The organism is Ensifer sp. EB106-05-01-XG146, assembly GCF_058791875.1.
Genome location: NZ_JBYTDX010000001.1, coordinates 225,626 through 245,632, shown reverse-complemented (window position 1 = coordinate 245,632; position 20,007 = coordinate 225,626). Strand labels below are relative to the sequence as shown.

At 63.4% G+C, this 20,007-nt stretch carries 18 protein-coding genes; 9 read left to right on the top strand and 9 right to left on the bottom strand.

What is annotated here, in order from left to right; genetic code table 11:
- The first annotated feature begins 6 nt into the window (after positions 1–6).
- A complete protein-coding gene (locus AC3WVQ_RS01135; RefSeq protein WP_090294994.1) occupies positions 7–1,335 on the top strand; it encodes a capsule polysaccharide biogenesis protein in 1,329 nt (442 codons plus the stop codon).
- A 21-nt stretch (positions 1,336–1,356) separates the two neighbouring features.
- On the opposite strand, the gene AC3WVQ_RS01130 is transcribed toward AC3WVQ_RS01135, so the two are convergent.
- Positions 1,357–2,544: an MFS transporter gene (locus AC3WVQ_RS01130; protein ID WP_060607073.1), complete on the bottom strand. Its 1,188-nt coding sequence runs from the start codon at positions 2,542–2,544 to the stop codon at positions 1,357–1,359.
- 48 nt (positions 2,545–2,592) lie between these two features.
- Between AC3WVQ_RS01130 and AC3WVQ_RS01125 the strand changes: the two genes are divergently transcribed.
- Complete coding sequence (locus tag AC3WVQ_RS01125) at positions 2,593–3,117, top strand: Lrp/AsnC family transcriptional regulator (RefSeq protein ID WP_034797032.1); 525 nt, start codon at positions 2,593–2,595, stop codon at positions 3,115–3,117.
- A gap of 36 nt (positions 3,118–3,153) precedes the next feature.
- On the opposite strand, the gene AC3WVQ_RS01120 is transcribed toward AC3WVQ_RS01125, so the two are convergent.
- The 8 genes from AC3WVQ_RS01120 to AC3WVQ_RS01085 all read right to left on the bottom strand — a co-directional run bounded on the left by AC3WVQ_RS01120 (position 3,154) and on the right by AC3WVQ_RS01085 (position 12,381).
- Positions 3,154–4,164, bottom strand: coding sequence for a KpsF/GutQ family sugar-phosphate isomerase (locus tag AC3WVQ_RS01120; protein ID WP_090294995.1), 1,011 nt, complete (start codon positions 4,162–4,164; stop codon positions 3,154–3,156).
- 144 nt (positions 4,165–4,308) lie between these two features.
- Positions 4,309–4,761 (bottom strand): RrF2 family transcriptional regulator, encoded by a 453-nt coding sequence (locus AC3WVQ_RS01115; RefSeq protein ID WP_034797035.1) that lies wholly within the window; start codon positions 4,759–4,761, stop codon positions 4,309–4,311.
- 233 nt (positions 4,762–4,994) lie between these two features.
- Positions 4,995–5,207: a hypothetical protein gene (locus AC3WVQ_RS01110; RefSeq protein ID WP_034797039.1), complete on the bottom strand. Its 213-nt coding sequence runs from the start codon at positions 5,205–5,207 to the stop codon at positions 4,995–4,997.
- A gap of 513 nt (positions 5,208–5,720) precedes the next feature.
- Positions 5,721–8,261: a protein translocase subunit SecD gene (gene secD, locus AC3WVQ_RS01105; RefSeq protein WP_090294997.1), complete on the bottom strand. Its 2,541-nt coding sequence runs from the start codon at positions 8,259–8,261 to the stop codon at positions 5,721–5,723.
- A gap of 111 nt (positions 8,262–8,372) precedes the next feature.
- Positions 8,373–8,780: a hypothetical protein gene (locus AC3WVQ_RS01100; RefSeq protein ID WP_034797046.1), complete on the bottom strand. Its 408-nt coding sequence runs from the start codon at positions 8,778–8,780 to the stop codon at positions 8,373–8,375.
- A 165-nt stretch (positions 8,781–8,945) separates the two neighbouring features.
- Complete coding sequence (locus tag AC3WVQ_RS01095) at positions 8,946–10,553, bottom strand: 5-guanidino-2-oxopentanoate decarboxylase (RefSeq protein WP_034797049.1); 1,608 nt, start codon at positions 10,551–10,553, stop codon at positions 8,946–8,948.
- The gene (locus tag AC3WVQ_RS01090) at positions 10,550–11,740 is read right to left on the bottom strand and encodes a pyridoxal phosphate-dependent aminotransferase (RefSeq protein WP_090294999.1); all 1,191 of its coding nucleotides are present in this window, start codon (positions 11,738–11,740) and stop codon (positions 10,550–10,552) included. The genes AC3WVQ_RS01095 and AC3WVQ_RS01090 overlap by 4 nt, the downstream gene beginning before the upstream one ends.
- 17 nt (positions 11,741–11,757) lie before the next feature.
- Entirely contained in the window at positions 11,758–12,381 is a 624-nt protein-coding gene (locus tag AC3WVQ_RS01085; protein ID WP_060581878.1) for a TetR/AcrR family transcriptional regulator, read from the bottom strand.
- A 285-nt stretch (positions 12,382–12,666) separates the two neighbouring features.
- On the opposite strand from AC3WVQ_RS01085, the gene AC3WVQ_RS01080 reads away from it, so the two are divergent.
- The 7 genes from AC3WVQ_RS01080 (at position 12,667) to cydB (ending at position 19,774) form a co-directional block, all read left to right on the top strand.
- Positions 12,667–13,440, top strand: coding sequence for an ABC transporter ATP-binding protein (locus tag AC3WVQ_RS01080; protein ID WP_034797059.1), 774 nt, complete (start codon positions 12,667–12,669; stop codon positions 13,438–13,440).
- 36 nt (positions 13,441–13,476) lie between these two features.
- The gene (locus AC3WVQ_RS01075; protein WP_034797062.1) at positions 13,477–14,259 is read left to right on the top strand and encodes a transporter substrate-binding domain-containing protein; all 783 of its coding nucleotides are present in this window, start codon (positions 13,477–13,479) and stop codon (positions 14,257–14,259) included.
- 104 nt (positions 14,260–14,363) lie between these two features.
- Positions 14,364–15,089: an ABC transporter permease gene (locus AC3WVQ_RS01070; protein WP_089043253.1), complete on the top strand. Its 726-nt coding sequence runs from the start codon at positions 14,364–14,366 to the stop codon at positions 15,087–15,089.
- Positions 15,086–15,910 (top strand): ABC transporter permease, encoded by an 825-nt coding sequence (locus AC3WVQ_RS01065; protein WP_034797068.1) that lies wholly within the window; start codon positions 15,086–15,088, stop codon positions 15,908–15,910. Before AC3WVQ_RS01070 ends, AC3WVQ_RS01065 begins: the two co-directional genes overlap by 4 nt.
- 1 nt (position 15,911) lies before the next feature.
- Positions 15,912–17,081: a M20 aminoacylase family protein gene (locus AC3WVQ_RS01060; protein WP_034797071.1), complete on the top strand. Its 1,170-nt coding sequence runs from the start codon at positions 15,912–15,914 to the stop codon at positions 17,079–17,081.
- Between the two features lie 271 nt (positions 17,082–17,352).
- The gene (locus AC3WVQ_RS01055) at positions 17,353–18,780 is read left to right on the top strand and encodes a cytochrome ubiquinol oxidase subunit I (protein ID WP_090295000.1); all 1,428 of its coding nucleotides are present in this window, start codon (positions 17,353–17,355) and stop codon (positions 18,778–18,780) included.
- Positions 18,770–19,774 carry a cytochrome d ubiquinol oxidase subunit II gene (gene cydB, locus AC3WVQ_RS01050; protein ID WP_090295002.1) on the top strand — a complete coding sequence of 335 codons (1,005 nt, stop codon included), beginning with the start codon at positions 18,770–18,772 and terminating at the stop codon, positions 19,772–19,774. Before AC3WVQ_RS01055 ends, cydB begins: the two co-directional genes overlap by 11 nt.
- Positions 19,775–20,007: the final 233 nt, after the last annotated feature.

Here is a 20,007-nt window from a genome sequence, read left to right as displayed (position 1 = left end):
CTGCGGATGGAGAACTCTTCGACGACATCGGCCGGTGGGGCCGCACGGCCGAGACAGCGGGTCTTCCTGTTCCTGCAGGGCCCCTCCTCGCCGATCTTCCGCAAGATCGCCGACCGGCTCGAAGCCCTCGGCCACCGCTGCCTGAGGATCAATCTGAACGTCGGCGACCAGATCTTCTGGCGCCGCAAGGGCGGCTTCAACTATCGCGGCACGGCGGCCGCCTGGCCCGGCTATCTCGAGGCATTCATCGCGGCCCACGGCGTCACGGATATGCTGTTTCTCGGCGAAGAGCGGCCCTACCACAGGGCGGCCACCGCCGTCGCCCGGCACGCCGGCGTCAGTGTCGCGATTGTCGAAATGGGCTATCTGCGGCCGGACTGGCTGACGCTCGAGCGCAACGGCATGTCGTCGAACTCCCATTTTCCGAACGACGCCGGTCAGATCCTTTCGGCAGCGTCAAACCTGCCGGAGCCGGACTGGCGCAAGCGCTACAGCCAGACGTTCCTCGCCGATGCAAGCTACGATCTGCTCTACAATCTGCCGAACGTCTTTTTCTGGTTCCTGTTTCCGCACTACCGCCGTCACGGGATTTTCCATCCGCTCGCCGAATACGCCGGCTGGGTGCGCCGGCTGCTATCCGAAAAACGGCGCAGCGCGGAAGCGGTGGCGACCGTTACGAAGCTCCTTTCGGACGATGCCCCCTACTTCGTCTATCCGCTTCAGCTCGAAACCGACTTTCAGCTCAGGGCGCATTCGCCCTTCCACAGCCAGAAGGATGCAATCGCTGACGTCCTGACCTCGTTCGGCGCCTTTGCCGCGCCGAATGCACGCCTGGTCTTCAAGGTGCATCCGCTCGACAACGACCTGATCCCGTGGCGCAGCTTCATCGAGCAGCGAGCAGCGGCGCTTGGCCTGAGCGGGCGCGTCGTCTACCTGGACGGCGGAAATCTCGATACGCTTGGCGAGGCGAGCGCCGGCATGGTCACGGTGAATTCGACGGCCGGATTGCACGCCCTGAAGCAGGGGCGGCCGGTCAAGGTGCTCGGCACTGCCGTCTTCGATATTGCCGGTCTGACCGACCAGCAGCCACTCGACGGTTTCTGGCAGGCGCCCCAGGCGCCGGAGCCTGAACTTAGTGTCGCAATGTTCCGCCTGCTTGCCGCGTCGATCCAGGTGCGCGGCAACCTTTATTCCCGCGCCGGAACCGATGCCGGCGCGGAAGCGATTGCCCGGCGGCTGAACGAAAGCAGCCTCAACGAACCTGGCGCCTTTATTGACCCCGCGCCGCGCCAAAGGCCTGCGAAACGCGCGCCTTCCGCTTCCCGCCAAGGGTAGCCGTTTTCACATCGCGGGGACCTAGCGCGGCGCGAGCGCTGCGGCGATTGCGGCGACCAGCATCAGGCCGGCCGCGGCCAAGGGCAGCGCGGAAAAACCAGCCCCGCCATAAACCACGCCGAAACCAAGCGTTCCCAAAAAGAGCGACAGATAAGTGACGCCGCTGTTCAGCCCCATGATCGCGCCACGCCTTGTGGGATCGAGCCCCGTCAGCCGCATGATCAGCACGTTGAGACCAAAATGGTTGGCAAGGCCCCAGAAAAAGACGACGACCAGCATGGCCGTGTAGGAGCTACTCACGGCGGCCATCGCCGCATAGACGCCGGCGACGACGAGAAAAATCAGAGGCAGCAACCTGCCAGCGCCGAAGCGGTCGATCAGCCGGTCGAGTAGTGCCGCCGCACCGAAGCCGAAGCCGTAGGAAACGGCCACGAGGCCATTGGCGCTGAGGGGCAACCCGAGCGCTGCGTGCAGGTGTTCGCCGATATAGGCATAAACGCCGTAGAAGGCGGCCATGAAGGCGGCACAGGCGATCAACAGCGGTCCGGCGCCACGCACGCCAAGCGCCGCGAGCGGCGACGTCGTCTTGCCGGCCAGACCTTCCCGCACCGGCGCGAGCCTGACGGCAGCGCAAGCAACCAGTGTGGCTACGGCAACGACGAAGTAAACGGCGCGCCATCCTCCGAAGTCAGCAATCGCTGCCGATAGTGGCACGCCGGCCACCATGCTGAGCGTCCAGCCGGTCAGCACCAGGCCGATCGTCTCGCTCTCCCGTCCGGCCGGCGCGATGACCGAGGCCAGCGTGTAGATCGACGGAAGCGCAATGCCGGTGGCGACGCCGACAACGAGTTGGGCGGCGACCAGGAACGCCAGCATGGGCGCAAGCGCGCTACCGGTGAGCCCGGCGGCCAGAAGCAACAGCGCGGCAGCCAGAATGCGATGAGGGCCGTACCGGTCGATGAAGCGGCCAAGGAAGATGGCGCTGACGGCCGTGCCTAGTCCGAAGGCGGCCGAAGCGACCATTACCGATGGAACATCCGTGCCGAGGCTCCGCGCCACCTCCGGCGCGATTGGTCCAAGCGCCAGCGAGTTGGAGCCGATGACGCCGATGCAGACGGTCAGGACATAGGCGAAGGGCGGGATGCGCGCCCTGTCGATCGAGGTCCTGTCGATCGAATCTGGCGAAATTTGTTGATTGATGTTCGTCATTCCTCCATTTTTGCAGAATGAAATTCAGCAACAAGAGGAATTCTCGGTATGGACCAAAATACAGATGACGTTCGGCGGAAGCGTCCGCCGGAGCGCGACCTCGACGCGATGGACCGAAAACTATTAGGCGTCCTCGTCGAGGACGCGACCACAAGCTATGCCGAGCTTGGCGAACGCGTCGGACTTTCGCCGCCGGCGGCGCATGAACGGGTGAAGCGGCTCCGGCGTTCGGGCGCGATCCGCCGCGTGTCGGCGCTCATCGATCCGGACGCGGTCGGAAAGACGCTGCTTGCCTTCGTCCATGTCGACACGACCGGCTGGGGCAAGACGCAGGCGCTGCTTGCGATCGAGGAATGCCCTGAAGTGGAAGAGATCCACTCGGTCGCCGGCGACACCTGCATGCTGCTCAAGGTGCGCACAGAAAGCACGCATGCGCTCGAAGGGCTTCTGGCGCGGCTCTACGACACGCCCGGCGTCAAGGCGACGCGCAGCTATGTGGTGCTTTCCACCTATCTGGAACGGCCGGTGCAGCCGGGCACGACGAGCGACTGGCCCGCCGTGGTGAAGGGGTAGGCTGCTCTCGCCAGGCGGAGGGCCGCCTTGGCAGTCTCAGACGACGCCGGCGCGCAGCAGGTCGTGAATATGCAGGATGCTGACCGGCGCCCCGCCGTCGTCGACGACGAAGAGCACGGTCACCTTATGCTGCTGCATGAATTCCATGGCGCCGCTTGCAAGCACGTCGCCGCGGATCACGCGCGGATTGCGCGACATCACCGCCTCGACCGGTTGCAGCAGCAGGTCGCCGGACATGTGACGACGCAGGTCGCCGTCGGTGATCACGCCGGCCAGCTTGCCGCCATCGTCGATGATGCCGACGACACCGAAACCCTTGGACGACATCTCGATCAGCGCCTCGCTCATCGGGCGTCCGACGCTGAGAAGCGGCATCTGGGCGCCGTCATGCGCCAGCTCGCGAACAAGCCGCAACTGCGCGCCGAGCTTGCCGCCCGGATGAAAAGTCTTGAAATCCTCGGCCGAAAAGCCGCGCCGCTCCAAAAGCGCGATGGCGAGCGCGTCGCCGATGGCGAGTTGCAGCATGGCCGAGGTCGTCGGCGCGAGGCCGTGCGGACAGGCTTCCTGAACCTTCGGCAAGACGATCGGCACTTCCGAGTTGCGGGCAAGCACGCTGTCGCGGTTGGCGCAGATCGAGACGATCGGCACGTTGAAGCGCTTGGCATAGGTGAGCATGTTGGCAAGCTCGGCCGTCTCGCCCGACCAGGAGAGCAGGATCAGCACGTCCTGCGAGGTGACCATGCCGAGGTCGCCATGGCTCGCTTCGGTCGGGTGCACGAAGTAGGCGGATGTTCCGGTCGATGCCAGCGTGGCTGCAATCTTGCGGCCGATATGGCCGCTCTTGCCGACGCCGGAGACGACGACGCGCCCCTGGCTTTCGCCGATCAGTTCGACGGCTTCGACGACGCTGCGCGCAAAAACTTCGTCAGCGCCAAATTGGTCCGCCAGCGCCCTGATGCCGGCCATCGCGGTCGTCAGCGTCCGGCCGATCGACTCCAAAGCCGCAAGTGCAGTGCGATCATCCGCCGATGCATGTCTCAAACCCATGATGACCCCAATTCTGCGAAGACTTAAGCAACAGGCACGAATTTGCCCGCCAGACCATTGACGGCAGATAAGCGCTTTTTCTTGGCAAACCAAGTCTTGGAAGCAGAGTTCGGGGGAAAACTGGCGTGAACCGCGGCGTTTTCGTCAGCCGGCGCGCTTTTCTTCCATTTCCAGCGGCATCGACTTGTCGGCCGCGAATTCTTCGAGCGTCATCGAATCAAGAATGGCGGCAACGGCATCACGGACCGTCGTCATCGATACCCGCACCTGACAGGTCTCGGGATCGTTACAATCTTCGCAGACCTCGTAGGCCGTGCGGCTCGCACAGCGGATCGGCGCAAGCGGCCCGTCCAGCGTGCGGATCACGTGACCGATACGGATTTCCGAAGCGGGCCGCGAGAGCGAGTAGCCGCCGCCGGGCCCCTTTTTCGAGCGCAGCATGCCGGCGTTGCGCAGCTCAAGCAGGATCGTGTCCAGGAACTTCTTGGGAATATTGTTGCGCTGCGCGATCTCGGTAATGAAGGCAGTTTCCCCCGGCTCCAGCCGAGCAAGATCGACCAAGGCCTTCAGGCCGTACTTTCCCTTCTTCGTCAGCATTCCGGCACGCTTTCCCTGCGGCGGCACCCCAGAAAACGGGAATCATCCGCGCAAATGCAAATATATATTGGCATAGCACAAGAAACGTACTGCCAACATATAATTATAGTGGGGAATTGACCGATGTCGCGGGCAATTGCGTGCGGCCGATGCGGCAAGATTTGCGGATGTCTTCGCGGTGGATGCGGGAGAAAAGCCGAAACCGGCTTTTCTCATCCGCTTCAAGTGCGGCTTCAGGCAGCGGCGCTGTGGTTCTGCCGCTTGGCCTGGACGGCCTGGTGGGCCAACAGCTGCCGGATTGCGGCGCGCGCTTCATCGGCCGAGCCGAAGCGCTTCGCGTCCAGGTCCCAGACGTGATACTTCACCGCCAGGAACTTGAAGCGATCTTCATCCGGGACAACAACGCCGACGGCTTCGCCGCCAAATTCGATAACCTGCTTGCTCATACAAATAACGCTCCATCCACGCTGTCGGCGCGGAAACTTTCAATTTCGGCAAAAGATAAAGTTCGAGGGGTTCGAAGGTCACATTCGGCAAAGATTGCGAATGAGCCATTTTTTCTCTGTTGCGCGACAAAGGAGACGCGTGCCGAAGAAGGCGGCGGTCGAGACGGTTTCGGACATGTCACACTCCTTTGGCTGGCCCGGCATCAGCAATGCCGGAGCGTTCGATGAACAACCGTGAGGCGGACTCCCCGCGTTCACGTAGTGGCAAACTAGAATAATCTACCAATTCCGTCAATTAAAAAGATGAAGACGCAGAAAAAATTTCTTCACCCTTTAAATTCAAGGGGCGATGTACGCAAAATCCATCCACCCGTTCCGGACCCGGAGACCTACGCTATTTAGGAAGCGAAGAATCAGTCTGCAAGGCACGGGTGGATAAAGACAGCACATTCGGACAAAAAAGGGGCGGCCCGTCGGGCCGCCCCTTCACGTTTTGTGTTCCAGTGCCGGATGTCAGGCAGCAGGCGTGCCCGCCTGCGGCGTGGTTGTGCCACCGCGGGATGCTTCGCGATCCTTCCACCAGCGATTGAGGAACAGCAGGATCGGGCCGCCGATATAGATCGACGAGGTCGTTGCCACGATCACGCCGAAGATCATCGGCCAGGCGAAGCTCTTGACGGCATCTCCGCCCCAGATCGCCATCGGCACCAGCGAGAAGGCCGTGGCCATCGAGGTGAAGATGCATCGCGCGATCACCTGGTTGATGCTCATGTCGATGAGATCCGAGAACGGCATCGACTTGTACTTCCTGAGGTTCTCGCGCATGCGGTCATAAACCACGACCTTGTCGTTGACCGAGTAGCCGATCATCGTCAGGAGCGCGGCGATGGCCGTCAGGTTGAAGTCGATGCCTGTCAGCGCAAAGAAGCCGATCGTCTTGGTGATGTCGAGCAAGAGGACCGCGATCGCGCCGACGGCGAAGTGCCATTCGAAGCGGAACCAGATGTAAAGCAGGATCGCCACCATCGCGAGGCCAACGGCGAGGAAGCCCGAACGGGCAAGCTCGGTGCTGACGGTCGGACCGACGACTTCGGTTCGCTCGAAGCTCGCGTCCGGGATCGTCTGGACGACGGCATCCTTGATGCGGTTGAGCGCTACGGTCTGCTCCTGCTCGCCGCCCGGCTGGCGCTGGACGCGGATCAGGACCGATTTGTCCTGGCCGAATTCCTGCAGCGCCACTTCGCCGATGTTGAGCGCTTCGAGATTGTGGCGAAGCGTCGGAAGGTCGAGCGTGTTCTTCGAGGTGGTCTCGACCTGGATACCGCCGACGAAGTCGATGCCGTAGTTGAGGCCCGGCGTGAAGAACAGCACGACGGAGCTGACCGACAGGAAGGCGGACATGCCGATGGCGACGAAGCGGCCCTTCATGAAGGAGAAGGACGGAAGCTTCGGAACCTTGCCGAACAGCGACGGGATCTCGAGCTTCTTCATCTTCCGGCGGACGACGACCTCACGCATCATCAGGCGAACGACGGTGATCGAGGTGAACATCGAGATGATGATGCCGAGCATCATGGTGACGGCAAATCCCTTGACCGGGCCGGAGCCGAAGGCGAACAAGAGCACGGTGCCCGAAAGCGTCGTGACGTTACTATCGATGATGGTCGCGTAGGCCTTGTTGAAGCCGATATCGAGCGCCTTCATCGCGCCGGCACCCGCTTCCGTTTCTTCACGGATACGCGCGTTGATCAGGATGTTGGCGTCCACCGCCATGCCGATGCCGAGAATGATACCGGCTATACCCGGCAAGGTCAGCGTCGAGCCGAGCATGGCGAGAAGCGCGATGGTCAGGATCGTGTGCAGCACCAGGCCGACATTGGCGATCATGCCCCAGGCGCCGTAGAGCACGACCATGAGGGTGACGACGAGCGCGAAGCCGGCAAGACCGGTGTAGATGCCCATGCGGATCGAGTCGGAACCGAGGTTCGGGCCGACGGAGCGTTCCTCGATAACGGTGAGCGGTGCCGGAAGCGCGCCGGAGCGCAGCAGCGCCGACAGAACGGTCGCTTCCTGTGCGGTGAAGTTGCCGCTGATCTGGCCGTTGCCGCCGATGATCGGCTCGCGGATAACAGGAGCCGTCAGGACCTTGCCGTCAAGAACGATCGCGAAGGGCCGGCCGACGGCAGCCTGGGTGATTTCCGCGAACTGGCGGGCACCGAGCGTGTCGAAGGTGAAGGACACGATCGGTTCGTTGGTGCGCTGGTCGAAGCCGGCCTTGGCATCGGCCAGGCGCTCGCCCGAAATCGCGACGCGGCTTTCGACCGCATATTTGTTGTTGTCGTGGGCGCCCGGCAGAATGTCGACGCCGCGCGGCGCCGGCTGGTTGGGATCCACGGTCTGGTCCACCATGTGGAAGCTCATCTGCGCGGTCGAGCCCAAGAGCTGGCGCAGTGCCGTCGGATCCTCGAGGCCCGGAAGCTGGACGAGAATGCGGTCGGAACCGACACGCTGGATCAGCGGCTCGGCAACGCCGACGGTGTCGACGCGCTGGCGGATGATCTCGAGGCTCTGTTCGACGGCCTTGGTGGTGCGGTCGGCAAGGCCGGCCTCTGTCATCGCGATGTTGATGCTGTCGCCGTTCTCGGTCACCTCGATATCGGAAGCCGCGCCGCCGAAACCAAGCGTGCCGACAGGGGCCGCCAGCTCTTTCAGCTTCGGCAGAACCTTTTCGCGGTCGGCCGGATCTTCGATCTTCACGGTAACGGTATCGCCGGCGATGCGGGCCGAGGAGGCCGAGATGCGCTCGGCGCGGAGCGCCCGGCGCGTATCGTCAAGCAGGGTTTCGAGCCGAGCTTTGCGAAGGCCGGCAGCATCGACTTCGAGCACGAGGTGCGAGCCGCCCTTGAGGTCGAGGCCGAGGGTTACCGGCTTGACCGGCAGCCAGCCTGCAAATTGTTCACGTTGTGCCGGCGTCAGCACGTTCGGAAGCGCCGCGATACATCCGAAGATGATCACGACGACATAGACGAGAATCGCCCATTTCGATGTACGCATGTTGTGGTTCCAGAAGAGCCTGCGCGGGCACGGGGCGCGTCGTCAGGGCTTGTTTCATAAAGGGCAGAGCTGCAGCCGAAGCCGCCAGCCAGCCAAAATCCGCGTTGTGGATCAGGCGCCGGGAGGCGCGCGAATATGGGGGCCAGGGTTCGAGGCCCCGCCAAGATACGCAGCGAACTCGCGGAAAATCCGCCCGTCCGACGAACGGGGAAGTTCGAGTTCGAGCGATGCCGGCAAGAGCGCCGGCAAGCCATCATCGGCCGCGGACTTGGCGTCCTTGCGCTCGGCCGTAAACCGAAGGTCTGAAAGCGGTGTCGCCCGCGAGAGTTGCCGGGCGGCGGGACGGTCAGTCGAACCGGTGTCGGTGACGTTGCCGGCCTGGGCACCGGAGGCCGAACGGGACGGGATGCTCTGTCCGACCGAGATGACCTGCATTGCGAAGGAGGCGCAGAACAGCCACAGCACAGCGAGAAGCCGGCCGGCCTGTATGTTCTTGCTGCCACCACCCATGCGGTCCATCGAGGACGCGGTCCCTTTCCCTGGCGATTGCACGCCAGCGAGACGAAAATTGAGCCCGAATGCCCGACCTTACCTAGAGAACGTGGCCGGAATCGAGCATGGGCGCCTTTAACACCATTCCGGGCCGGAAAAGTCAAATCCGGCCCGTTTCGTGGTTGTCGTTGCTCAGGCCGTGATGCCGCTCGTTCGCCGCTCGTGGATCTCGATAAGCGACGGTCCCTTGCGCTTCGCCGCCTCGGCGAGCGCCTGTGAGAGATCGGCGACGGAAGCAAGCCGCCGTCCCTCGACGCCATAGGCCTTCGCCGCCATCAGGAAGTCCGGCGCCGAAGGCTTGACGCCCTCCGGCGTAACGCCGGCATCGACCATGTAGCTTTCGATTTCCTGGTAGCCGTCATTGTTCCAGACGAGGAAGATGACCTGCGCCTGCGCATCGACGGCAGACCCGATTTCAGCGAGCGAAAACTGGAAGCCACCGTCGCCGACGAGACAGACGACCGGCCGAGACGGATCGGCGACGGCTGCACCGACGGCTGCTGGCGGCGCATAGCCCAGAGAACCGTAACCGGTCGCCGAATTGAACCAGCTACGCTGCCGCGGTGCATCACAGTAGAGGTTGCCGGCATAGACGGCCTGGGTCGAGTCGCCGACGACGGTGCAATCCGGCAGAGACTTGTAGATGGTGTCGATGATGCCGATCTCGGCCCGCATCTTCGGCGTCAGTTCCTTCAGCGCCGCCCTCCGCGCCGTTTCGGCCCGTCCCGCTCCATCCTTCGCAGCATGACCGGGGAGAAAGGCGAGGATGCCCGCCGTCGCCGCCTTGGCGCCGGAGAGGATGGAGAGCGCCGCATGCGGCCCGCGCGCGAGCTGCGCCGCATCGATGTCGGTGCGGATCAGGTTGCGCAGGGCCGGAAAGCCGCCATCGGCATACATGTCGTAGTCGGTCTGGCCCATTTCGGTGCCGAGCGCCAGCACCAGGTCGGCCTCCTTCAGCAGCGACCGCACCGCCTTCAGGCTGGGGCTCGCAGGAACCCTCAAGGGACTGCCCGAGAACATGCCGCGAGCATTGACAGTGGTGACGACGGGCGCACCGATCTTTTCGGCAAGCTCCGCAACTTCCGCCTCCGCCGTCAGGGCGCCGCCGCCGCAGATGATGACCGGGCGCGAGGCGTCGGCGCAGAGGATCGCCGCGCGCTGCAGCGTCTCGCTGTCGGAGCGCGGTCGGGTGGCCGTTGCCGGCCGCAGCGCCTGCGGCGTGATCTTCGCCGACATCACGTCGGTCGGGATCTCGATATGCACCGGTCCCGGCCGACCGGAGACGAGCACCGAGAAGGCGCGGTCGACGACGAAAGGCAGGTCTTCCGGATTGAGGAGCGTGTGCGAATAGAGCGCCAGCGTCTTCATCATGCCGTGCTGGTCGGGCAGCTCGTGCAGCAGGCCGCGCCCATGGCCGAGCGAATCGCGGCGATTGACGCCTGAAATCACCAGCATCGGGATCGAATCCTGGCGCGCCTGCGCCATCGCCGTGATGGTGTTCGTGAGGCCGGGCCCGGTGATGACGAGGGCAACGCCCGGCTTGCCGCTGACGCGGGCATAGCCGTCGGCCATGAAGCCGGCGCCCTGTTCATGCCGTGGCGTCACGTGGCGGATCTTCGATGCAGCGAGGCCCCGGTAGAGCTCGACCGTGTGCACGCCGGGAATGCCGAAAACCACCTCGACGCCATTGGCCTCGAGCAGGTCGACCAGGACTTCTCCAACCGTTCTTTCCATGGTCATGCGCAGCGCTCCTTGCGCAGGCTGGCCCGCTCGGCAAGTGCGGAGATGCGGCGGCAGGCCTCGTCGATGGCACCATCGGGCACGGTCAGGCTGACGCGCAGATAGTTCTGTGCTTCATCGCCAAAGGACGATCCGGGCATGACGGCAACCCCCTCTTCTTCGAGCAGCGCCCAGGCAAACGCATCGCCGTCGAGACCGGTTCCGGAAACATCGATCAAGATGAACATGCCGGCTTCCGGCGCGAACACCTCGATGCCGGGCGCCCCGGCAAGGCCGGCGACGATCTGCTCTGCCCGCGACTTGTAGGACAAGCGCATCCGGCGCGCCGTATCGATGTCATGCGTCAGGGCATAGGCCGTCATGTCCGCGATGAAGGGCTGCGTGCCGAAAAGCATCGTTTCGGAGACCGGCAGCAGCCGCTCGGTGAACTCGACCGGGCCGACCGCCCAGCCGCTGCGGAAGCCGGGCGCGGCGTGCGACTTGGAGATCGACGAGACGACGATCGTGCGTTCGGCGAGATCCGGATTGTCGAAGGGCGAGGCAAAGACGGCGTCGAACACCAGCTCCTCATAGACCTCGTCGCAGACGATCCAGAGATCGTGACGGCGCGCGACCTCGCCGATCGCGGCAATTTCTTCCGCCGTCAGCACGGCGCCGGTCGGATTGTGTGGCGTATTCAGCAGCAGCACGCGGCTCTCCGGTGTGATCGCTTTTTCCAGATCTTCGGCCTGCATGTGGAAGCCGAATTCCGGCTTCAGCGGCACCAGCACCGGATGCGCGCCGGTCGAGCGGATCACGCCTTCATAGGTCGCATAGAGCGGATCGCCGACGAGAACGGCATCGCCGGCCTCCGCCAACCCGAGAATCACGGCGAAGAGAGCCGTCTGCGTGCCGGGGAAGCAGAGCACGTTCTCGTTCGTCACATCGGCACGGCGACGACGGTATTTCTCCGCGACGGCCGCCACGACCGTCGGTTCACCGCGGCCGTTGGAGTAGCGATAGCGCCCCGCATTCATCGCGCGCTGGCATTCATCGAGCAGGGCGCGGTCCGGCGGAAGATCCGGTTCGCCGATCGTCAGTTCGATGATGTCGGCACCACTCGCCTTCAATTGGCGGGCACGGATATGCAGCGACCATTTGCCCGAACCAAGATCGGCAAGACGTTCGGTGATGGACGCGTAGCGCATGGTGCTTTCTCCCGTTTTCATTGTTTTGCAGTTCCGATCTTCGTGCCGAGCAGCGCTTCGACCGAAGACATGGCGATGGCGACGAGCTCGCCTTCGCGAAAGAGATCGCCGGCAAGGCAGCCCTCGACCCAGAGGCCGTCGACCAACCCGTTGATGGCGATGGCGAAGGCCCGGCAGGTTTCGGCGTCGGCCGGCTTGCCTTTGGTCGCAAGGAAATCGGCAAGCAGTTCCTGCAGCGAATTGCGAAAGGCGAGATAGCCTTCGCGGTGGATCTCCGACAGCACCGGATCGACCCGGACCTGGCTGATGAAGGCGGCCCAGAGCGAGATGCTGCGGCTGTCCGCCACCGGCTCGGTGAGGTTGATCGCGATGAAATCCCGGAGCCGGGTTTCCGGATCGCCCTCGACCTTGCTCGCCTTTTCGGTGAGCGAGGCGATGACGGCGCGATAGGCCTCGGCAACCATCTGGTCCTTCGATTCGAAGTAGTGGCGCACCAGCCCGGCGGTCACCCCGGCGCGGATCGCGATCTGCCGTACGGTTGCGCCCTTCAGCCCGAATTCCGAGATGCAGTCGAGCGTCGCTTCGATCAATTCCTGGCGGCGCTCGCCTTCCGGCGCGCGGTGAAAACTGCGTCTGTTCATGCGGCACTCTGCTCTCGAGCCGGCCCAAAATGCTGTTCAGGCGCGGTCGGCAAAGGCTTCGGCCATAACGGCAGCATGGGCGGCTCCTTCGGGAAATCGAACGATCGGCGGGCGTCAAAAAATCGACGACGTCTATTATTATACGCTTGAACAATAGCGGCACAAGTGCAACCATGCCGGCCAACAAAAACCCGTGACAGGCCAAAGATGCCGTACGGAAGACGACAGGGGAACTGTTTCGATGCTGACAGAAAAAGCTCGCAGAGCCATGGGAGCGGCGCGCCGATGACGGATGCGGCCCAGGCAATCGCGGTCACTGACCTGCACAAGCGTTTCGGGCCATTGGAAGTGCTGAAGGGAGTTTCGCTCACAGCGAAGCAGGGCGACGTGATCGCCATCATCGGCGGCAGCGGTTCCGGCAAATCCACTTTCCTTCGCTGCATCAACCTCCTCGAACTCCCCTCCGCCGGTAGCGTCAGCGTGCATGGCGAAAAGATCCGGATGAAATCCGACGGTCGCGGCGGCCTGGTGCCGGAGGACCGCAAACAGGTCCAGCGCATCCGCAGCCAGCTCGGCATGGTGTTCCAGAGCTTCAATCTCTGGCAGCACATGACCATCCTTGAAAACGTCATCGAGGCCCCGATCCATGTGCTCGGCAAGCCGAAGGCGGAAGCGGTCGCCACCGCCGAAACCCTGCTGAAACGCGTCGGCCTCTACGAGAAACGCGACGCCTACCCGGCCTTCCTTTCCGGCGGCCAGCAGCAGCGTGCCGCGATCGCCCGGGCGCTTGCCATCCAGCCGCTCGTCATGCTCTTCGACGAGCCGACCTCGGCACTCGATCCCGAACTGGTCGGCGAAGTTCTCACTGTCATCGGGGACCTCGCGCGCGAAAAGCGCACGATGATCCTCGTCACCCACGAGATGAAGTTTGCGCGCGACGTCGCCAACCACATCGTCTTCCTCCACAACGGCGTGATCGAAGAACAGGGCCCGCCTGAGGCGATCTTCGGCGCACCGAAATCGGAAAGGCTCAAGAAGTTCATCAGTTCCATTCACTGAATTCCTGAATGCTAAACAACCAAAAAGGGGAACAGCATGAAGAAGGCATTGAAAGTCCTGGCCGTTGCGGCGGCGATCGCCGTGAGCGGCGGCGTCGCGGCGTCGGCGGAAGCGCTGAAGGTCGGCGTCGCAGCGGAGCCCTATCCGCCGTTCACAGCGCCTGACGCCAGCGGCAAATGGGAAGGCTGGGAAGTCGAGTTCATGAACGCAATGTGCGCCGAGGCCAAGCTCGAATGCGTGCTGACGCCGGTTGCCTGGGACGGCATCATCCCGGCACTGACGTCGAAGAAGATCGACATGATCATCAGTTCGATGTCGATCACCGATGAGCGCCTGAAGACCATCGATTTCTCCGACAAGTACTACAACACCCCGACCGGCATCATCGGCACCAAGGGCGTCGAGATGAACTCCTCGCCGGAAGGGCTGAAGGGCAAGACGCTCGGCGTCCAGGTCTCGACGGTCCACCAGGCCTATGCCGCCAAGCACTTCGCGCCGGCGGGCGTCGAGGTCAAGGAATACCAGACGCAGGACGAGGCCAACAATGACCTCGCCGCCGGCCGCCTCGATGCGGTGCAGGCGGATGCCATCGCGCTCAAGGCGTTTCTGGCGACCGACCAGGGCAAGGAATGCTGTGAATACAAGGGCGACGTTGCCGAAGACGTCGCCGTGATCGGCCCGGGTGTCGGCGTCGGCCTGCGCAAGGGCGAAACCGAGCTCAAGGACAAGATCAACGCCGCCATCAAGGCGATCCGCGACAACGGCACCTACGATACGTTCTCGAAGAAGTACTTCGACTTCGACATCTACGGCGGATAAGGCGCGATCGGCCGGCGATCGAACCGTCGCAGCGCTTGTCGCGTCTGACAAAGACCGCAGCGCTGCAGCGATCGCCGGCCGGCGCCATCGGAGCTCGACGACGCATGGCTGCGGATTCCCTCATCAATTGGGGCCTGCTCTCGCTTACAGCACCCGGCTGGGGCGGCGTATTGCTGCAAGGCTTTTTCAATTCCATCCAGATCGCCGTCGGCGGCTTCACGCTCGGCCTGGCGCTCGGCATCGGCGGTGCATTCGGCAAGCTCTATGGCGGCCCGGTCCTGCGCGATCTGCTCGAATGCTACACCACGGTCGTGCGTGCAGTGCCCGAGTTGGTGCTGATCCTCTTGCTCTATTATGCCGGCACCGACCTGCTCAATCAGGTTCTGGCGTTGTTTTCGGTTGGCCCGGTCGACATTAGCGGCCTGATGGCCGGCATCTTCGTCATCGGCGTCGTCCAGGGTGCCTATTCGACCGAAGTGTTGCGCGGCGCGATCAAGGCGGTGCCCGCCGGGCAGATCGAGGCGGCGCGCGCCTATGGCATGTCGCCGGCCATGGTTCTGCGCCGCATCACCCTGCCGGCGATGTTGCCCTATGCCATTCCCGGCCTCTCCAATCTCTGGCTGATCGCCACCAAGGACACGGCCCTTCTCGCCGTCGTCGGCTTCAGCGAGTTGACGCTGGTCACCCGCCAGGCGGCCGGCACGACCAAGGCCTATCTCCTGTTCTTCCTGGCGGCCGGCGCGCTCTACCTGGCGCTGACGCTCATCTCCAACGTCTTCATCGGCATGCTCGAACGCCATGCCCGACGCGGTTTTGCGGAGAGCCGATGACCGACGAAACCACCCACGCCGTTGCGTTTACGCCCGAAGACCTGCCGACGGCGAAGAGCTTCTTCCTGCCGCACCGCATCCTCATGATGCTGGTCTTTGCCGCCTTCGTCGTCGCCGTCGCCGTCTTCATGCGCTGGGACTGGCTGCCGCGCTACCTGCCACGGCTTGGCTGGGGCATCCTCGTCAGCCTGATGATGCTCTTCAGCACCGCCATCCTCGGCTTCCTGCTGGCGGTGCCGATCGGCCTCGTGCAGGTCACCGGCCCCTGGTTCCTGAAACTGCCGGCCAAGGTGTTTTGTACCGTGATTCGCGGCACGCCGCTGCTGTTGCAGCTCTGGCTGCTCTATTACGGTCTCGGCTCGCTGTTCCCGCAATTTCCGGCGATCCGCCAGTCCTTCCTCTGGCCTTACCTGCGCGAAGCGTGGCCCTATGGCGTGGCGGCGTTGACCATTTCGTTTGCGGCCTATGAGGGCGAAGTCATGCGCGGCGCTTTTGCCGGCGTTCCGAACGGCGAGCTTGAGGCGGCGAAGGCCTATGGCATGGGCCGCTGGACGATGTTCCGCCGCATCTGGCTGCCGCGCGCCATCCATCGGGCTCTGCCAACGCTCAACGGCGAAACGGTGCTGCAGCTGAAATCGACGCCACTTGTCGCGACCGTGACTGTCGTCGACGTCTATGCGGTCATCTCCAAGGTGCGGCAGGAAACCTTCCTCACCTACGAGCCGCTGCTTTTGCTCGCGCTCATCTACATGTGCCTCACCGGTATTCTGGTGGTGGCTTTCCGCACCTTCGAAAATCGCATACCAACCCGCGGTGCCTGACATGAAGCTTTCCCCCTCGATCACCAACGCCATGCCGGAACTCGTCGCCATTCGCCACGACCTGCATGCGCATCCGGAACTCGGACTGGAGGAGACGCGTACTTCCGCCTTCATTGCAAAACACCTGGAGAGTCTCGGCTACGAGGTGACGACGGGGCTTGCGAAAACCGGTGTCGTCGGCACGCTCAGGAACGGCAACGGCAAGCGCTCGATCGGCATCCGCGCCGACATCGATGCGCTGCCGATCCTGGAAGAAACCGGGCTGGACTATGCCAGCAAGACCTCGGGCCTCATGCATGCCTGCGGCCACGATGGCCACACGACGATGCTGCTGGGTGCTGCCCGCGCGCTTGCCGAGCGGCGCAATTTCGACGGCACGATCCACCTGATCTTCCAGCCGGCCGAGGAGAATTTCGGCGGCGCCAAGATCATGATGGACGAGGGCCTGTTCGATCAGTTTCCCTGCGACGCCGTCTTCGCGCTTCACAACGAGCCGGGTCTGCCTTTCGGCCAGTTCGCCCTTAGAGAAGGCCCGATCATGGCCGCCGTCGACGAGGCGCGCATCACCGTGCATGGACGCGGCGGGCATGGCGCGGAGCCGCAGGAAACAGCAGATCCCATCGTCTGCGGCGCCTCGATCGTCATGGCGCTGCAATCGATCGTCTCGCGCAACATCCATCCGATGGATCCGACTGTGGTCACCGTCGGCGCCTTCCATGCGGGCTCGGCCAGCAACATCATTCCCGAACGCGCCGAGATCGTCGTCGGTATCCGCTCATTCGAGCCCGATGTGCGCGACGAACTCGAACGCCGCATCCGCATGATCGCCGAGGCGCAGGCGACGAGCTTCGGCATGCGCGCGACCGTCGACTACCAGCGCAGCTACGATGCGACGATCAACCACAAGGCCGAGACGGACTTCGTCCGCGATCTCGCGGTCCGCTTCGCCGGCGCCGACAAGGTGGTCGATCTCGCCCGCCCCTTCATGGGCAGCGAGGATTTCGCCTATATGCTGAAGGAGCGGCCGGGGACCTACTTCTTCCTCGGCTCGAAGGTCAGCGACGACGACAGGCCGCTGCATCACCCCGGCTACAACTTCAACGACGACCTGCTGCCGATCGGCGCGGCTTTCTGGACGGAGTTGGCCGAGGCCTATCTCGCGCGCCGCTGATATCCCGCTCACCTTTCGCCAATATGCCGCAGCGCAACATTGCCGCAGTGTGACAACGTGGCGGACGCGCTGTCATTGACGTTTGGCAAATTTGGCGCAGATTCAAGTGCATGCTGAAAAGCCGGTGCAACCCCAGGATTTGCCTCGGCCAGAGGCCAAGACAGGTTCCCTGATCGACGATCGGTCACCGGACAAATGATGCAGCAGCCAGAGCATTGCGGCCTACGCTTCCGTGAGGCGTCGCATCCGCGTGTCTGAAAGGATTGCGCCCGTGTTTGAGAGTTTCGATGCGACCCTGCTCGCTCGCTTCCAGTTCGCCTTCACCGTTTCCTTCCACATCATCTTCCCCGCCTTTTCCATCGGGCTTGCGAGTTACCTCGCGGTGCTCGAAGGGTTGTGGCTGTGGAAGAAGGACGAGGTCTATCTCGAACTCTTCAATTTCTGGAAGACGATCTTTGCCGTCGCCTTCGGCATGGGCGTCGTTTCCGGCATCGTCATGTCCTATCAGTTCGGCACCAACTGGAGCGTCTTTTCCGACAAGGCCGGGCCGATCATCGGGCCGCTGATGGGCTACGAGGTGCTGACCGCCTTCTTCCTCGAAGCGGGCTTCCTCGGTGTCATGCTGTTCGGCCTCAACCGCGTCGGGCCGAAGCTGCATTTCTTGGCAACCGTCATGGTCGCCGTCGGCACGCTGATCTCGGCCACCTGGATCCTTTCGGCGAACTCGTGGATGCAGACGCCGGCCGGTTTCGCGATGAACGAGGCGGGCCAGTTCGTCCCGGTCGACTGGTGGGCGATCGTCTTCAACCCCTCCTTCCCCTATCGCCTCACCCACATGGTGCTGGCGGCCTATCTCACGACCGCCTTCGTCGTCGGCGCCTGCGGCGCCTGGCACCTCATCCGCAAGACGGCGCCGCGGCGGGCGCGAAAGATGTTTTCGATGGCAATGTGGATGGCGGCGATCGTCGCGCCGATCCAGATCTTCGCCGGCGACATGCATGGTCTCAACACGCTGGAGCACCAGCCGGCCAAGGTGATGGCGATGGAGGGGCACTACCAGAGCCATCCGGACGGCGCGCCGCTCATCCTCTTCGGCATTCCGAACTCGCCTGAAAAGCGCGTCGATTACGCGATCGAGATCCCGAAGCTTTCGAGCCTGATCCTGAAGCATGATCTGAACGCGCCGCTTGCCGGTCTCGATACGATCCCGGGAGAACTTCACCCGCCTGTTGGTATCGTGTTCTGGTCATTCCGGGTGATGGTCGGCCTCGGCTTCGCCATGCTCGGCATCGGGCTCTGGTCGCTCTGGTGTCGCTATCGCGGCACGCTCGACAGCAATGTCTGGCTGCACCGTGCCGCGATCGCCATGGGGCCCGCCGGCTTCGTCGCCGTGCTCGCGGGCTGGGTCACGACCGAAGTCGGCCGTCAGCCCTATACCGTCTACGGCCATCTGCTGACGGCAAACTCAGTGGCGCCTATCGCGGCACCCGCGGTCGCCGCCTCGCTGATCGCCTTCATCATCGTCTATTTCTTCGTCTTCGGTGCCGGCACTTTCTACATCCTCCGGCTGATGGCGCGATTGCCGCGCGATCCGATGCCGGAGCTCGGCGAAGGACCATTGCGCAGTTCCGGCATCATGCCGGGCCCCGCCATCCACAGCAGCCATGCGAACATTAAGGGAGGCCATAATGGAGTTTGATCTGCCGTTCATCTGGGCTGGCATCATCGCCTTTGCGGTGCTCGCCTATGTCATTCTCGACGGCTTCGACCTCGGTGTCGGCATCCTCTTCCCGTTCTTCCCGGAGAAGCACGACCGTGACGTGATGATGAATTCCGTCGCCCCGGTCTGGGACGGCAACGAGACCTGGCTGGTTCTTGGCGGCGGCGGCCTGATGGCGGTGTTTCCGCTGGCTTACGCGACCATCCTGCCCGCACTTTACGCGCCCATCATCGCCATGGTGATCGGCCTCATCTTCCGCGGCGTCGCTTTCGAATATCGCTGGCGCACGCGGCGGGCCGAATATCTCTGGAACTGGGCCTTCTCCGGCGGCTCGATGCTGGCCGCCTTCGCGCAGGGGATCACGCTCGGCGCCCTCGTCCAGGGCATCCCGGTCGAGAACCGTGCCTATGTCGGCGGCTGGTGGGATTGGCTGACGCCGTTCTCGATCATGACCGGCATCGCCGTCGTCGTCGGCTATGCGCTGCTCGGCGCTACCTGGCTTGTGATGAAGACCCACGGCGACCTTGCCGACCGGGCCCGCGACCTCGCGCTCAAATGCTCCTTCGCCACCGTCGCCGCCATGGGCATCGTCAGCCTGTGGACGCCGTTCCTGGAGCCGCAGTATCTGGACCGCTGGTTCGGCTATCCGACGGCGATCTTCAGCGTCATCGTGCCGGCGCTCGTTCTCGGCTGCCTTTATGCGCTGATCACGGGTATCCGCAAGCGCCACGACAGCCGGCCGTTCATCGCCGCACTGGGCCTCTTCGTGCTCGGCTATGCCGGCATCGGCATCAGTTTCTACCCCTATATGGTGCCGCCATCGCTGACGATCTGGGACGCGGCCGCGCCTGAAGAAAGCCTCTCCTTCCTGCTTGCCGGCGCTTTGGTGCTGGTGCCGATCATTCTCGCCTACACCGCCTATTCCTACTGGGTGTTCCGCGGCAAGGTCGATCCGGAGGAGGGCTACCATTGACCAGCGAAACAGGAACCGGCCGCAAGCTTCTCTGGTTCGTTGGCCTCTGGTGCGCGGGGGTGGCGGCCGTCACCCTCGTCGGCCTTGCGATCAAGCTGATGATCGGAACGTAGTCGATCCATTGGAGCGGGATGCGGGCGGAAAACCGCAGACACTTTTCCTCATCCCGTTCTAAAAAGCCTCGCTCAAGCTTGGCCAGCTAACTTCCCTTAACACGTCAGCAGGCGATCGCC

Bases quoted from the DNA above. Each gene is read 5' to 3' on its own strand.
- AC3WVQ_RS01075 (WP_034797062.1), top strand. From the start codon at position 13,477: ATGAAGAAGGCATTGAAAGTCCTGGCCGTTGCGGCGGCGATCGCCGTG.
- AC3WVQ_RS01095 (WP_034797049.1), bottom strand. From the start codon at position 10,553: ATGACCATGGAAAGAACGGTTGGAGAAGTCCTGGTCGACCTGCTCGAG.
- AC3WVQ_RS01115 (WP_034797035.1), bottom strand. From the start codon at position 4,761: ATGCTGACGAAGAAGGGAAAGTACGGCCTGAAGGCCTTGGTCGATCTT.
- secD (WP_090294997.1), bottom strand. From the start codon at position 8,261: ATGCGTACATCGAAATGGGCGATTCTCGTCTATGTCGTCGTGATCATC.
- AC3WVQ_RS01085 (WP_060581878.1), bottom strand. From the start codon at position 12,381: ATGAACAGACGCAGTTTTCACCGCGCGCCGGAAGGCGAGCGCCGCCAG.
- AC3WVQ_RS01110 (WP_034797039.1), bottom strand. From the start codon at position 5,207: ATGAGCAAGCAGGTTATCGAATTTGGCGGCGAAGCCGTCGGCGTTGTT.
- AC3WVQ_RS01120 (WP_090294995.1), bottom strand. From the start codon at position 4,164: ATGGGTTTGAGACATGCATCGGCGGATGATCGCACTGCACTTGCGGCT.
- AC3WVQ_RS01135 (WP_090294994.1), top strand. From the start codon at position 7: ATGGAGAACTCTTCGACGACATCGGCCGGTGGGGCCGCACGGCCGAGA.
- cydB (WP_090295002.1), top strand. From the start codon at position 18,770: ATGGAGTTTGATCTGCCGTTCATCTGGGCTGGCATCATCGCCTTTGCG.
- AC3WVQ_RS01100 (WP_034797046.1), bottom strand. From the start codon at position 8,780: ATGGACCGCATGGGTGGTGGCAGCAAGAACATACAGGCCGGCCGGCTT.
- AC3WVQ_RS01070 (WP_089043253.1), top strand. From the start codon at position 14,364: ATGGCTGCGGATTCCCTCATCAATTGGGGCCTGCTCTCGCTTACAGCA.
- AC3WVQ_RS01130 (WP_060607073.1), bottom strand. From the start codon at position 2,544: ATGACGAACATCAATCAACAAATTTCGCCAGATTCGATCGACAGGACC.
- AC3WVQ_RS01060 (WP_034797071.1), top strand. From the start codon at position 15,912: ATGAAGCTTTCCCCCTCGATCACCAACGCCATGCCGGAACTCGTCGCC.
- AC3WVQ_RS01090 (WP_090294999.1), bottom strand. From the start codon at position 11,740: ATGCGCTACGCGTCCATCACCGAACGTCTTGCCGATCTTGGTTCGGGC.
- AC3WVQ_RS01080 (WP_034797059.1), top strand. From the start codon at position 12,667: ATGACGGATGCGGCCCAGGCAATCGCGGTCACTGACCTGCACAAGCGT.
- AC3WVQ_RS01125 (WP_034797032.1), top strand. From the start codon at position 2,593: ATGGACCAAAATACAGATGACGTTCGGCGGAAGCGTCCGCCGGAGCGC.
- AC3WVQ_RS01065 (WP_034797068.1), top strand. From the start codon at position 15,086: ATGACCGACGAAACCACCCACGCCGTTGCGTTTACGCCCGAAGACCTG.